Source organism: Peribacillus sp. FSL K6-5616, assembly GCF_038008245.1.
Classification (GTDB): Bacteria; Bacillota; Bacilli; order Bacillales; family DSM-1321; genus Peribacillus; species Peribacillus frigoritolerans.
The window spans coordinates 4,860,474-4,875,141 of record NZ_JBBOYT010000001.1 but is presented as its reverse complement, the minus strand read 5'-3'; the positions used below and the strand labels follow the sequence as shown (position 1 = coordinate 4,875,141).

Genomic DNA, 14,668 nt, shown 5'->3' with positions numbered 1-14,668 from the left:
TACTATAATTAACCTAGAAGTGAACTGAGCTGGGGCACTGAGCTACTTATTTATAGTAATAAAAGATGGATTACTTCCAATTCGTTTCAGATGTTTTGGAAAATTTATGAGGTGAATAATTTGTTTGATCGTTTGCAAGCAGTAGAAGATAGATATGAAAGATTGAATGAACTATTAAGTGACCCGGAGATCATTAATGACTCCAAGAAGCTAAGGGAATATTCCAAGGAGCAATCCAGCATTCAAGAGACCGCATCGACTTATAAAGAATATAAAGCGGTTCGTGAGCAACTTCAGGAAGCGAAGGCGATGCTGGAGGAGAAACTTGATGCGGAAATGCGTGAAATGGTAAAAGAAGAGATCAATGAACTTGATGAGACCATACAAGGACTTGAGGATAAGCTGAAAATATTGCTTATTCCGAAAGACCCCAACGATGATAAAAACGTAATCATGGAGATCCGCGGAGCGGCTGGCGGAGATGAGGCGGCCTTATTTGCAGGCAGTCTATACCGGATGTATAGCCGTTTTGCCGAGGTGCAGGGCTGGCGGACTGAAGTAATTGAAGCTAATCCTACTGGTCTTGGCGGCTACAAGGAAATCATATTCATGATTAATGGCAATGGCGCTTATTCAAAGTTGAAATTCGAAAATGGAGCTCATCGCGTTCAGCGAGTACCTGAAACGGAATCAGGCGGGCGGATTCATACATCCACAGCCACGGTTGCCGTTTTACCTGAAGCTGAGGAAGTGGAAGTTGAAATCCATGATAAGGATATTCGTGTCGATACCTTTGCATCAAGCGGTCCTGGAGGGCAAAGTGTCAATACGACAATGTCAGCGGTGCGCTTGACTCATATTCCGACTAATACGGTTGTATCCTGTCAAGATGAAAAATCACAAATCAAGAACAAAGAAAAAGCAATGAAGGTTTTGCGTGCCAGGGTGTTCGATAAAATCAATCGCGAAATACAGGCGGAATATGATCAAAATAGGAAGCTGGCCGTTGGAACGGGCGATCGATCTGAAAGGATTCGCACTTATAACTTCCCGCAAAACCGCGTTACCGACCACCGCATTGGTTTAACGATTCAAAAACTGGATCAAATCATGGAAGGTAAACTGGATGAAGTCGTTGATGCATTAATCATGGAAGACCAATCTTCAAGGCTGGAAAATGCAGATGAGTAATTCTGCCGTGAAAGTGTTTGAAGCCCTTAAATGGGCTTCTTCTTTTTTAAAGGAAAATGATCGTGATGCCAATGCTGGGGAAATCCTGTTACAGCACTTTTTAAAACAAACTCGCTCCCAAATGCTGGCCAACCTCCATGATGAGCTTAGTGATGCGGATTTTGGGCAATTTAAGGACGCTATTGAGCTGCATGCTGAGGGGACGCCCATCCAATATATAATCGGCAGTGAAGAATTTTATGGACGGACCTTTTTTGTGAATGAAGAAGTGCTCATACCGAGACCGGAAACAGAAGAATTGATTTATTATACATTACGTAAACTCCCGGCCATTTTTATGGAGGGACAGAAGCTCCGTTTAGCTGATATTGGGACTGGCAGCGGCGCAATTGCCATAACGATGAAACTTGAAAAATCAAACCTGATGGTGACGGCCACGGACATAGCGGAACCATCGCTTGAGGTGGCGAGGAAAAATGCCGAATCACTTGGTGCCGAAGTGGAGTTCATGCAAGGTGATTTGCTTTCGCCGTTCATGAATATGAACGAGAAGGTGGACATTCTTTTATCAAATCCGCCATATATACCAGAAGATGATCATAAATCCATGTCAGTGGTCGTGACTGGTCATGAACCACATCGTGCGTTGTTTGCCGGTATCGATGGACTGGATTTTTACCGCCGCTTTATGGAACAGTTACCTTTGGTCATGAAGGTGCCTGGACTGATCGGTTTTGAAGTGGGTGCAGGACAGGGTGCGGCGGTTGCCGATTTATTGAAGCGAACCTTTCCTGCCGCGGAAGTATCCATCATAAATGACATTAATGAAAAAGATCGAATGGTCTTTGCTGAATTAAAATGATCCGTCTCCCTTATGTGAGACGGTTTTTTTTTTTTGGACAACACCCTCATTAATCCTTTGGAATCTATATTTCCAGCTATCAACTTTTTTTGTTTTTACTAGTTTAAGATAGCTGGAAAATGGTGAGACTAATTCATGTGAGGGGGCGAAGGCGATGAAAACTAAACATTTAGCCATTATTTATCTATTAATCTTAACTATAGGAACGATCGTAAGTATATATATGCCTAAAGCGGAGATGGTCGGTGCAGAAGATACGAAGGTAATCCCGGATGAGGCGATTCGGCTGCGGATACTCGCCAATAGTGATGCAGAAGAGGATCAAGCGGTTAAACGGCTGATTAGGGATCAGGTAAATGAAGATATCACAAAGTGGGTCGCTGAGCTTACTTCTTTGGATGAAGCGAGGGATGTGATCACCTCGCATCTGCCGGATATCCAGGCGACGGCTGAGGCGGTAATAAAGGAACAAGGTTTGGAGCAGTCGGTGAAAGTGGATTTTGGACAAGCTGAATTTCCGACAAAACTGTACGGGCAGTATTTATATCCGGCAGGGGAATATGAAGCAGTGATTATCACGCTTGGTGAAGGGGACGGCGCTAATTGGTGGTGTGTGTTATTTCCCCCATTGTGTTTCTTGGATTTTTCAAATGGGACGGCTGTAAGTCAAAGTCCGATTGTCGAGGATGAAGGGGAAGGGTCATTGACTTCGGAAGGAAAGGCGTATGCTGCAACGAATGAAGAGAGTGAACCTGTTGCGGAGGAAGTGGTTGAAGAAGAAGGGCTGGCTGAAAAGGAAAAAGGGCCGGAAGAAGTAGTTGAAGAAGAGGTAATCGTGGAGAGCGTAAAAGAGGAAGCACCGGAAGTAACGGTAAAAGAAGAGGTTGTAGAGCCAGAGGTAAAAGAAGAAGTGGCGGTAGTGAAAGATAAGGAACAGGTGACAGAGGAAGTCATTGAAGGGAAAGTTGAAGAAAACAAGGTTGAACTTGCGGCATCCAATGAAAAAGGTCAACAATTATATGAAGGGGAAAAGGAGCCCGAGGTGGAAGTGAAGTCCTTGTTTGCAGAAATCTTCAATAATCTATTTTAAGGAGGGGGCTGAGTCCCTCTTCTTTAAATTCAGATAATTTTAAAAACTTATCCACAGGGTTATTAACAAAAAATCAAAAAAGTCTGTCATTAATTATTAATATCCACAAACTTATCCACGGATTCGATGTGGTTATCCCCAATTTGTGGATAACACTTGAATTATGTGTATACTTCTTTTATACTTTCAAAGTATCTTTTAAGCGGAATTCGTACGTTAAGTTGAAAATACCGTTCATATTAAAGCGATTATATAAAATAAGAAATGTTAAAAGGCGATGGTGTTCAAAATGAAAACGAAAATTTGGTCAGTGGATAAAAATGTGGATAATTTACAAAGTTATCCCCAGATTACACAATCAGCTGAATTATTAAAGGCTAATCAAGTGGTTGCTTTTCCTACGGAGACCGTTTATGGACTCGGCGCGAATGCCAAAAATGACGAGGCGGTCAAAAAAGTGTTCGAAGCAAAGGGGCGTCCGAGTGATAATCCTTTAATCGTTCATATAGCCTCGGATGACCAGTTGTCAGGTATTGTAGAAGAGATTCCGGAACAGGCCCGGAAGCTAATGGCAGAATTTTGGCCGGGTCCTTTGACTTTGATCATGAAACGAAAACCGGGCCAGCTATCGAATCTTGTGACAGCTGGATTGGACACGGTGGCTGTCAGGATGCCGGATCACCAGGTTGCCCTTGGCCTTATTCGTGCGAGTGATTTGCCCATTGCGGCTCCAAGTGCAAATACTTCCGGTAAACCAAGCCCCACTTCAGCAAAACATGTTGAAGATGACTTGATGGGCCGGATTGCAGGTATAGTCGATGGCGGGAATACAGGTGTGGGCGTGGAATCCACAGTACTGGATTGCACTGTGGAAGTCCCAGTTATTTTAAGGCCTGGCGGGGTGACCCTGGAACAGCTGGAAGCGGTAATAGGGGAAGTCAGGCAAGATGTCGCTTTGAAGAATCAGGAAACGGCGCCAAAAGCCCCGGGCATGAAATATACCCACTATGCACCGAAGGCCCCTCTATTTTTAGTCAAGGGCAATCAAGCTTTCCTTCAGAAGCTTGTGGATGAAAAAAGAAGTGACGGGTTAAAGGTGGGCATCATTACGGCTTATGAACATCAACAGGATTATAAGGCGGATTATGTGGTTGTCCCAGGTTCATTAGCCGATTTACATACAGTTGCGACAGGCTTATATGATGCCTTAAGACAGTTTGACGAGCTGGAGGTCGATGTCATTTTTAGTGAAATGTTTCCTGACCATGGAATAGGGGCTGCGGTCATGAACCGGCTTGAGAAGGCTGCAGGTCATCAAATCATCAAGCAACATGTGTAATAAGGACTGATTTATCCTTCTATTTCTTTTCGGACATGCATAACATGTAGTAGGCACGTCCGAGGGGGATTGGAATGAATACATTTGCTGGAGAAATCATCACCTTATTGCTAATGGCCTTCGCTTTGGGAATGGATGCCTTTTCAGTGGGCCTTGGAATGGGAATGTTTAAGCTAAGGTTGAGGCAAATTCTGTTTATAGGTTTGACAGTAGGCATTTTTCATATTTGGATGCCCTTGCTTGGAATGGGGGCAGGCCGTTTCATTTCAGAAAAATTCGGGACCTTCGCTACATACGCCGGCGGTCTCTTGTTGATCATTCTTGGTATACAGATGTTTATTCCTGGTAAAAAGGATGGAGCTGGTGCCATGCAAAATAAGATGCTGGCTCCTGTCGGGAAAGGTTTAATCATTTTTGCTTTAGGGGTAAGCCTGGATAGCTTCTCGGTAGGGTTGACTCTGGGGATTTACGGTGCCAAAACGATTTTAACCGTTCTTTGTTTTGGGTTTGCCGCCACTCTATTAACGTGGGCGGGGCTTTTACTGGGTAGAAAAATGCAGGGTTTGCTTGGCGTGTATAGTGAGATTCTAGGCGGAAGCATCCTGTGTGCGTTTGGATTGAAATTATTGTTCTCTTTTTGATCCGCCTGAATTCATATCATTCCTTCCTCAACTGTTCCGATTAACGGGGCGGTTTTTATTTTTCTTCGGCCACAATGACAGTGATTTTTTGACTATAATAAACGGGCGATAGCTTATAATGAATAAAAAGGAGGCGTTAAAATGATCCGAGTATTATTTGTATGTACAGGTAACACATGCCGAAGCCCGATGGCAGAAGCGATATTGAAAAACAAGAATATTGCGGGTGTTGAAGTGAAGTCCGCAGGCGTGTATGCTTCGACAGGTCAGGATGCTTCGATGCATGCTAAAAATGTATTGGTTGAAAATGACATAGTGCATAATCATCATTCAACGCCTTTATCCGCGAAGGAAATGGAGTGGGCAACTCATATCTTCACCATGACGGAAGGGCATAAATCGGCCATTACCCGTTCATACCCCCAAATGATCGATAAGACCTTTACTTTAAAAGAATTCATTCTCGGCGATAAATATGATAGAGACATAATGGATCCGTTCGGCGGTTCTGAAGGCATTTATCGGGAAACGTTCAGGGAGCTGCAGGAATTGATAGATGAATTAGTCAAAAGGCTTAAAAATTGAACTGGGGTACATAATGTGGTCGCTGGAGTAAAAGATATTACTAAGCTTGGTATAGGATCAAGGCGGCCCCAAGAAGTGGCTGCTATTGCAGAATAAGCATCTGCTGGAGCGGAAGAAGTGACGGCTGTCACAAACGAACAAGGGATAGTCATGGGAAATGTCGGAAAATCGGCAATGGAACTTAAAGTGAAAGCGGAAAAGTTGAACAGGACCATTACCCGCTAGCAGGAAACCAGAGTTGGTTTCCTGCTTCTTTGCGGGGAAGTGATGGACATCCTTTATCTTTTCATAATTTTGTGACACAATAAAATCAAATGAAAAAGCTAGAGGAGGATTATGATGAAAGTTGCGATTGCTTCGGATCATGGTGGTATACATATCCGTGAAGAAATAAAGAATTTATTGAATGAGTTACAGATTCCATTTGAGGACTTTGGCTGTGAATGCAGTACGTCGGTCGATTATCCTGATTATGCCTTGCCGGTTGCTGAAAAAGTGGCACGGGGTGAGTTCGATCGGGGCATTTTAATCTGTGGAACTGGAATCGGAATGAGCATTGCTGCCAATAAGGTCAAAGGAATACGATGTGCATTGGTTCATGATGTCTATAGTGCGAAATTGACCCGTCAGCATAATGATACCAATATGTTAGCGATGGGGGAACGTGTCATTGGTCCGGGTCTTGCCAGGGAAATTGCCCAAACATGGCTGACTTCGGAATTTGAGGGCGGGCGCCATCAAAACAGGATCGGTAAGATTGCGGAGTACGAAGGTAAGCACAGCTAATTCTTATGGTTTTTGGAGAGTTCCGATAGCAAGTTTTCTTATTGAAAGGATGCGTTTTCATGACAAGTTATGCTACATTTTCAAATGAGCTTGAGATATGGGAAAACCAGTTTCGGGAACTTTTATATGAGTTCCAAGAACAGACGGCTTTAAAAGAGAAACAGCTACTGGTTATCGGCTGCAGTACAAGTGAAGTGATCGGGAAAAGGATCGGTACTGACGGGACGCTCGATGTTGCTGGGATGATTTTTTCCGTTGTGAGGGATTTTCAAGGAAAAACGGGTGTTCAGGTTGCATTTCAATGTTGTGAGCATCTAAACAGGGCCTTGGTTTTACAAAGGGAAACCGCGATTCGTTTTGGTTATGAAGAAGTTTCGGTCGTTCCTGTAAGAACAGCTGGGGGATCGATGGCGACGTACGCCTATCAGCAATGGAAAGATGCAGTCGTCGTTGAACATATCAAAGCGGATGCGGGGATAGATATTGGAGACACATTCATTGGTATGCATTTGAAGCATGTTGCGGTTCCGATCCGCTCTGCCATTAAAGAAATAGGACATGCACATGTGACCATGGCAAAAACCCGTCCGAAACTGATTGGCGGGGAGCGTGCAGTTTATCGGGACCTCTCTGAAAACAAGAGTTGTACTTAATGGGTAAGTAAGACAGCATTTCTCGGATGGGGAATGCTGTTTTTTAATTGAGGCGGGCAAAATCGTAAAGCTCAAGGTATGGCTTAGAAGAAAAAACTTTCTTTAATAGTGCTAATAGAATGGTGATTTCGCTCATGGAATATAGGGTGAAAGAGCTATTTATCACAATTTCGATGTTAAATACGAACATTTTTAAATGAAAAAACATTTAATGTTCGATAAAATTAGACTATCACTTCTAAATTAGACATGTTAAAATGGAGTAGAATTTTCTAATAATTATTGGTAAGGCTTTTTCATGCTTTTTGAAGGCATGTTGCACATAAATACTAAAAAGCGAATCACGCACAATTTGAGGAGGAATTACGGAATGAATCGTTTAGCAAAGCAAGATGAGCAAGTGTTTAACGCAATTCAACTGGAATTAGGGCGTCAAAGAAGTAAAATTGAGCTTATTGCTTCTGAAAACTTCGTGAGTGAAGCTGTCATGGAAGCGCAAGGGTCGGTCTTGACTAATAAGTATGCAGAAGGATACCCTGGAAAACGTTACTATGGCGGATGTGAGTATGTAGACATCGTTGAAGATCTAGCACGTGAGCGTGCGAAAGAAATTTTCGGAGGCGAGTATGTGAACGTACAGCCTCACTCTGGAGCACAAGCCAATATGGCCGTTTACTTTACAGTGCTTCAAACTGGCGACACAGTGCTTGGGATGAACCTTTCGCATGGTGGTCACTTAACACATGGAAGTCCAGTAAACTTCAGTGGTGTTAACTACAATTTTGTTGAATATGGTGTAGACGAAAAAGATCACCGTATCGATTACAATGATGTATTGGAAAAAGCGCGTCAACACAAACCTAAATTGATCGTAGCGGGTGCAAGTGCATATCCACGGGAAATCGACTTCAAGCGATTCCGTGAAATTGCGGATGAAGTCGGGGCATATTTAATGGTCGACATGGCGCATATTGCAGGTTTAGTTGCGGCTGGATTACATCAAAGTCCAATTCCTTATGCTGACTTTGTAACGACAACTACTCATAAAACACTTCGCGGACCACGCGGTGGGATGATCATCTGTAAAGAGGAATTCGGTAAGAAGATCGATAAATCCATCTTTCCTGGAATTCAAGGCGGTCCTTTGATGCATGTTATATCAGCTAAGGCTGTTGCATTCGGCGAAGCGCTTCAAGATGATTTTAAAGTATATGCCAAACAAATCATCGACAATGCTAAACGTTTGGGTGAAGGTTTGAAGAAAGAAGGGTTCACTCTTGTTTCTGATGGAACGGACAATCACTTGATTCTTCTGGATGTGCGCTCTACAGGATTAACGGGAAAAATCGCAGAGCATGTTTTGGATGAAATCGGTATTACCGTGAACAAAAATGCGATTCCTTATGACCCGGAAAAACCTTTCGTTACCAGCGGTATACGTATTGGGACTGCGGCAGTGACATCACGTGGCTTCGGATTGGAAGACATGGATGAAATAGCTGCTATCATCGGACTTGTATTGAAAAATAATGAAGACGCAGCTAAGCTTGAAGAAGCAAAACAGCGTGTTGAATCATTAGCGAACAAATTTGAATTATATCCTTCATTGTAATATAGGAGCCGCTCCCTTTAAAGGGAGCGGTTTTTTTGCATTTATGGAAGGTCAGTGTGTTAGAAGAATCCGAATAGTGAAAATAGGTCTGACATCTAAACCTTTATTGAAGATTGAAACATTTTTCTGTAAAATAGGTTGAAGTGAATTTTAAAAGACACGAAAATTTTTCTATTCGATTAGGGAAATCATAAAAAAGCGCAAAACTAAGCAATGGAATTGGAGAGATGCCAAATGGGAAAAGTTTATGTTTTCGATCACCCGTTAATTCAACACAAATTAGCCTATATACGTGATATAAATACAGGAACAAAAGAATTCCGTGAACTAGTGGATGAAGTTGCATCATTGATGGCATTTGAAATCACGAGGGATATGCCGCTGGAAGAAGTGGAAATCCAAACGCCTGTAAGCACAGCGAAAGTGAAAATGCTTTCTGGTAAAAAAGTGGGGATCGTCCCGATTTTACGTGCAGGCATAGGGATGGTGGACGGAATCATTAAGCTGATTCCTGCTGCAAAGGTTGGACATGTTGGACTTTACCGTGATCCTGAAACATTGAAACCGGTTGAATATTATGCGAAGATGCCAAGTGACTTGGCAGAAAGGGAATGCATTGTCGTTGACCCGATGCTAGCCACTGGCGGATCAGCCATCGAAGCGATCCATTCCATTAAAAAGCGCGGTGCGGTCAATATTAAATTCATGTGTTTGATTGCAGCTCCAGAAGGTGTAGAAGCTTTAAAAGAAGCTCATCCTGATGTTGATATCTATATTGCGGGTCTTGACGAAAAACTGAATGAACATGGTTATATCGTTCCAGGTCTTGGAGACGCAGGAGATCGTTTATTCGGCACAAAATAAGGAAAGAAACTGAGGTGTCACGAATGAACAAACCGATTAAAGTCATGACCATTTTCGGGACGAGACCAGAAGCTGTCAAAATGGCTCCCTTAGTACTCGAATTTCAAAAACACCCAGAATATTTCAAGCCGATCGTTGCTGTTACTGCTCAGCATCGCCAAATGTTAGATCAAGTTCTCGAACTATTTTCCATACAGCCGGACTATGACTTGGACATAATGAAGGAAAGGCAAACGCTTGCTGACATTACAACAAGAGCATTAAATGGTCTTGATTCCGTAATGAAGGAAGCTAAACCAGATATTGTTCTCGTTCATGGTGATACAACCACAACGTTTGTCGCCAGTCTGGCAGCTTTTTATAATCAAATTGTCATTGGGCATGTAGAAGCGGGGCTGCGCACATGGAATAAGTATTCCCCCTATCCCGAAGAGATGAATCGACAGCTTACGGGTACGATGGCGGATTTGCATTTTGCGCCGACTTCGAAAGCCGAGGAGAATCTGCTGAACGAAAACAAGAAGGATAATATCTTCGTGACGGGAAATACGGCAACGGATGCTTTAAAAACGACTGTAAGGCCGACATATTCCCATCCGGTTTTAAATGGCCTTGGAGAAGACAGGCTCATTTTGCTTACCGCCCATCGGAGGGAAAATCTAGGGGAACCCATGAGGAATATCTTCAGGGCCGTTAAGAGAATCATTGTTGAGCATGATGATGTTCAAGTGGTATATCCTGTTCATTTAAATCCGCTTGTTCAAGAATTGGCAAACGAAGTTCTCGGGGACGATCCGCGGGTTCATTTGATCGAACCGCTGGATGTATTGGATTTCCATAACTTCGCTTCTAGAGCCTATCTGATTTTGACTGATTCTGGAGGAATCCAGGAAGAGGCACCGTCACTTGGTGTACCCGTCCTGGTTTTAAGGGATACGACCGAACGTCCTGAGGGGATTGCGGCCGGAACCTTAAGATTGGCTGGTACTGATGAACAAACCATATATGATTTGGCACATGAATTGCTCACCGATCAAGAGGTGCACGAAAAAATGTCCAAAGCTTCAAATCCATATGGGGACGGAAATGCTTCGGTCCGCATAGCTGAAGCGATCCGGTACTATTTTAAGCAAGTGAATATGCCGCCAACTAGATTTGAACCATAAAAAAGGAAAAGCTATGCGCTTTTCCTTTTTTTTATTTGCATACTCCAAGGTTGTTGAGAAAAGATAACTGCTAAGGGGATGATTATGTTGGGAAAGAAAACGTTCATAGTGTTTGTTTTCCTTTTTATATTTATTTATCAAAATGAAAAGGGCTTCGCAAAAGTCATTTTGCCGCCTTTACCAAAACTATCTGAATCTAAGGAAGTAACGGTTGTTGTCACGATGGATAAGGCGTTTAATCGAAAAAAGATCGAAAAACTGCTTGAAAAATATCCATCTCTTCAATTACGGAATGTTTATTCGGTTGCCCTGGATGGATTTTCCCTTCACGGGAAAATGAAAGAAATAGAACAACTTAAAAAGGAGGGGGGAATTCAGGCCGTAACGGAAATATCCGTTTATCAAGCCGTGTTGGATGAAAGTGTCCCATACATAGGAGGAGACAGGGTCAGGGGTTTCTTTGATAAGGAGAATCACCGGATCACCGGGAAAGGGATAAAGGTAGGGATAATCGATACTGGCATCGATTATACACATCCCGATTTGCAACGAGCTTATAAAGGAGGTAAGGATCTGGTTGACGGTGATGCAGATCCGATGGAAACCAAAAATCAAGGCGACCTGGATACATTGCATGGCACTCATGTGGCAGGCATCATTGCAGCCAATGGAAAACTGAAAGGCGTCGCACCTGAAGCGGAGATTTACGCTTATCGAGCTTTGGGGCCAGGCGGTTCTGGAGATACAGATCAAGTATTGACGGCCATTGAGACAGCCATGAAGGATAAGGTGGATGTATTGAACCTCTCTCTAGGCAATAACGTCAATGGTCCTGATTTACCCATCTCCCTTGCGTTGAATAAGGCTGTGGAAAGCGGCATCGTTGCCGTGACATCAAACGGGAATTCCGGTCCGGCTGTATGGACCGTCGGTTCACCCGGTACAGCGGAAAAAGCGATTTCCGTTGGGGCCTCGACTCCCCCCTTAAGGGTTCCGTATTTGATTTACGGACTTGGATCAAAAAAGCATCAATCGCATTTAACCTTGTTTCAAGGCTCTAAAAAATGGAACCTGACGTTTTCCGAGGATGTCATATATGGGGGACTGGGTAATGAAAAGGACCTGAAGAATGTTCGGGATAAGATTGTATTGATGGAACGTGGTACACTTACCTTCCAGCAGAAAGTATCCAATGCAGAAAAGGCAGGTGCCAAGGGGGTAATTGTTTTTAATAATACGAGCGGGAGCTTTACTGGAAGCTTGGAAAAAGAAATGAACATCCCAGCTGCTTCTATTAATAGAAGAGATGGATTGCAGCTCAAGCAAATCATGGAGCAGGGGCAGAGCAAAACCGTTCAATTTGTTTATAAGAACGAGCAGGATAGGCTCGCGGATTTTAGCTCCAGGGGACCGGTAACCGTATCATGGGGAATAAAGCCTGACGTATTGGCACCGGGAGTGGAAATTGAAAGCACCATTCCTAAAGGATATATGTCCCTGGATGGAACAAGTATGTCCGCACCGCATGTTGCAGGTGCATGCGCCTTAATCCTGCAAAAACACCCGGAATGGACTCCTGACCAAGTGAAATCTGCATTGATGAGCACTTCCAAGCCATTGAGGAAAACAGCGTATCAATTGTATCACACATATGAACAGGGAGCTGGACGCATCCAGGTCGACGAAGCTTTAAAAGCGGACACGCTCTTGAATCCAAGCTCATTGTCCTTTGGGATGTATACAAAAAAAGAGGGAATTGAAGAGCATCATGAAACGATAGTCATAGAAAATACCGGAACGGAAATGAGGAAGTACTCATTCATGGTCCCATTAAAAGAGACGGGGCTTACTTGGGAATTGCCGAAGTCCCTAACTTTGAAACCGAAGGAAAAGAAACGGATAAAAGTCGGATTGCAGGTCAACCCAGCCGAGCTTAAAAAGGGAGTCTTTGATGGATACCTCATTATAATGGAAGGAACCAAAAGAATATCCCTTCCTTATTTATATGTAAAAGAAGAGCCTGATTATCCAAGGATAATGGGATTTGATTTTGGTCAAGGGGACCAGGAAGGCACATATCGATACGAAATGTATCTTCCGCGCGGGGCTGAAGAATTCGGTATTGCCCTTTATGAGGAAGATAGCTTGAAATTCGCTGGATATTTGGATTGGTCCAGATCGGCTCCTTCCGGTTTGATCAAAAAAGATGTATTGAAAGAGGACTTGCCGCCTAAAGGAATATATAAGGCGATAATCTTTGCAAGAAGGGGCGGAAGGGAAGATCGGATAGAAAAGACGTTACTTATCGAGTGAAGAGAGGACAATAAGTAAAATAAAATGGATGTCAATAGTATAAAAAAGATAATTTGTGAACAATTCGTTAATAATTACAAACCTGTGACAAATTTCACTAACCACTCATTGACAATGATTCTAGCCTATTGTATGCTAACAAAGGATGTAAAATGAGAGGGTTTTCAGGAGCCCGGCATGCAGATTTTTACAGCATGAAATGTTTTCTATCCTCCACCAAATTCAACCGCGAGGATGCAACTTGCGTCAAATGATCGCCGTCTAAAATGGCTATGACTTTGATGTCAGCGATTCTTTCTCAAATAGTCGGATCAGTTTTGTTCGGTATCTTCTTTTACTCGTCAGAACCTAAGATTCGAACCGCTGCTATTAGTAATTGGCCTTCTTTGTGGACTTGCTAGGTTTACAAGCAATGCTTCATTCAGTACGAAAATATTTCTCAGGAGATTAAATGAAAAATGCCAGAAATGAAAATCATGTTCAACAGGCAGAGTAAATATATAATTTTTCTTCTGGCGGTTTATGTTGTTGGATGGGGACTTACGAGTTATCAAGCCGTTTTTGCTGGGCTTATACTGGGTACGAGTTTGAGTTTATACAATTTATGGCTGATCAATCAGAAAATGAAAAAGTTCAGTCAGGCGCTCGATGAAGGAAAGAAAACGAAATCTCTTGGGACGATGACACGAATGGCATCCGCAGGTCTAGCGGTACTCATTGCATTGGAATTTCCGGAGCATTTTCATCTGATAAGTGTTGTATGGGGATTAATGACAGCTTATATTGTCATTTTTATAGATTTTTTCATCCAATTAATACGTCGATAGCGGGGAAGAGAGGTGAATATAGTTGAATCATGAAGCACCCTTACAAGAATTTATGGGTCTTACCTTTAACTTGAGTAACGTCCTAATGATTACAGTTGCCAGTCTAGTTGTGTTCATACTTGCTGTGCTTGGTACACGTAAGCTTGCCATGAAGCCAACCGGCATGCAGAATTTCATGGAATGGATTATGGATTTCGTTAAGGGTATTATTAATAGTAACATGGACTGGAGAACAGGTGGTCAGTTTCAACTGCTTGGTATGACTTTGCTAATGTACATTTTTGTGTCCAATATGCTAGGTCTTCCGTTTGCAATTAGTTACGATGGAGTGCTTTGGTGGAAATCACCAACAGCCGACCCAGTTATCACATTGACTCTTGCAGTCATGGTTTTAGGTTTAACGCATTATTATGCTATAAAAATGAAAGGCGCCAAGGGTTACTTTAAAGCTTATAAAAACCCAATGACACTTGTAGAGGAATTTACAAACTCCTTGACACTTGGTCTGCGTCTATATGGTAACATTTATGCTGGTGAAGTTTTGCTGAGTCTATTAGCGGGCACCCTGGCATTTAGTGGAGCTGCCGGATTTATTGGTGCAATTGTGCCTACATTAGTATGGCAAGGCTATAGTATTTTCGTCGGTAGTATCCAAGCGTTTATCTTTGTCACGTTAACAATGGTTTATCTGTCTCATAAAGTCAGTGACGACCATTAATTATAAGTTCATTTAGAACTA

14 protein-coding genes are annotated in these 14,668 nt (G+C 42.8%); all 14 read left to right on the top strand.

The genetic code is table 11. The features are described 5' to 3' along the window. Nucleotides 1-120 precede the first annotated feature (120 nt). The gene (gene prfA, locus MHB45_RS23660; protein ID WP_048683507.1) at nt 121-1,191 is read left to right on the top strand and encodes a peptide chain release factor 1; all 1,071 of its coding nucleotides are present in this window, start codon (nt 121-123) and stop codon (nt 1,189-1,191) included. Then, nucleotides 1,184-2,053 (top strand): peptide chain release factor N(5)-glutamine methyltransferase, encoded by an 870-nt coding sequence (prmC, locus tag MHB45_RS23655; RefSeq protein WP_207117660.1) that lies wholly within the window; start codon nt 1,184-1,186, stop codon nt 2,051-2,053. Before prfA ends, prmC begins: the two co-directional genes overlap by 8 nt. Before the next feature lie 154 nt (nt 2,054-2,207). Then, nucleotides 2,208-3,143, top strand: coding sequence for a stage II sporulation protein R (gene spoIIR, locus MHB45_RS23650; protein WP_065421169.1), 936 nt, complete (start codon nt 2,208-2,210; stop codon nt 3,141-3,143). A 289-nt stretch (nt 3,144-3,432) separates the two neighbouring features. Further along, a complete protein-coding gene (locus tag MHB45_RS23645) occupies nt 3,433-4,482 on the top strand; it encodes an L-threonylcarbamoyladenylate synthase (RefSeq protein ID WP_048685872.1) in 1,050 nt (349 codons plus the stop codon). A gap of 74 nt (nt 4,483-4,556) precedes the next feature. After that, nucleotides 4,557-5,123, top strand: a complete 567-nt coding sequence (locus MHB45_RS23640) for a manganese efflux pump MntP (RefSeq protein ID WP_048685870.1) — start codon at nt 4,557-4,559, stop codon at nt 5,121-5,123. A gap of 141 nt (nt 5,124-5,264) precedes the next feature. Beyond that, nucleotides 5,265-5,708 carry a low molecular weight protein arginine phosphatase gene (locus MHB45_RS23635; protein WP_048685867.1) on the top strand — a complete coding sequence of 148 codons (444 nt, stop codon included), beginning with the start codon at nt 5,265-5,267 and terminating at the stop codon, nt 5,706-5,708. A 339-nt stretch (nt 5,709-6,047) separates the two neighbouring features. Next, a complete protein-coding gene (gene rpiB / locus MHB45_RS23630) occupies nt 6,048-6,494 on the top strand; it encodes a ribose 5-phosphate isomerase B (protein ID WP_034315832.1) in 447 nt (148 codons plus the stop codon). A 59-nt stretch (nt 6,495-6,553) separates the two neighbouring features. Beyond that, entirely contained in the window at nt 6,554-7,147 is a 594-nt protein-coding gene (locus MHB45_RS23625; RefSeq protein ID WP_048685865.1) for a TIGR01440 family protein, read from the top strand. A 370-nt stretch (nt 7,148-7,517) separates the two neighbouring features. After that, entirely contained in the window at nt 7,518-8,759 is a 1,242-nt protein-coding gene (gene glyA / locus MHB45_RS23620) for a serine hydroxymethyltransferase (protein WP_048685863.1), read from the top strand. Between the two features lie 234 nt (nt 8,760-8,993). After that, nucleotides 8,994-9,623, top strand: a complete 630-nt coding sequence (gene upp, locus MHB45_RS23615; RefSeq protein WP_034315825.1) for a uracil phosphoribosyltransferase — start codon at nt 8,994-8,996, stop codon at nt 9,621-9,623. 23 nt (nt 9,624-9,646) lie between these two features. After that, a complete protein-coding gene (gene wecB / locus MHB45_RS23610) occupies nt 9,647-10,789 on the top strand; it encodes a non-hydrolyzing UDP-N-acetylglucosamine 2-epimerase (RefSeq protein WP_048685862.1) in 1,143 nt (380 codons plus the stop codon). 87 nt (nt 10,790-10,876) lie between these two features. Then, complete coding sequence (locus MHB45_RS23605) at nt 10,877-13,102, top strand: S8 family serine peptidase (RefSeq protein WP_311199164.1); 2,226 nt, start codon at nt 10,877-10,879, stop codon at nt 13,100-13,102. A 458-nt stretch (nt 13,103-13,560) separates the two neighbouring features. Then, nucleotides 13,561-13,929, top strand: coding sequence for an ATP synthase subunit I (locus MHB45_RS23600; protein ID WP_048685860.1), 369 nt, complete (start codon nt 13,561-13,563; stop codon nt 13,927-13,929). Between the two features lie 22 nt (nt 13,930-13,951). Next, complete coding sequence (gene atpB, locus MHB45_RS23595) at nt 13,952-14,647, top strand: F0F1 ATP synthase subunit A (protein ID WP_048685858.1); 696 nt, start codon at nt 13,952-13,954, stop codon at nt 14,645-14,647. The last annotated feature ends 21 nt before the right edge of the window (nt 14,648-14,668 follow it).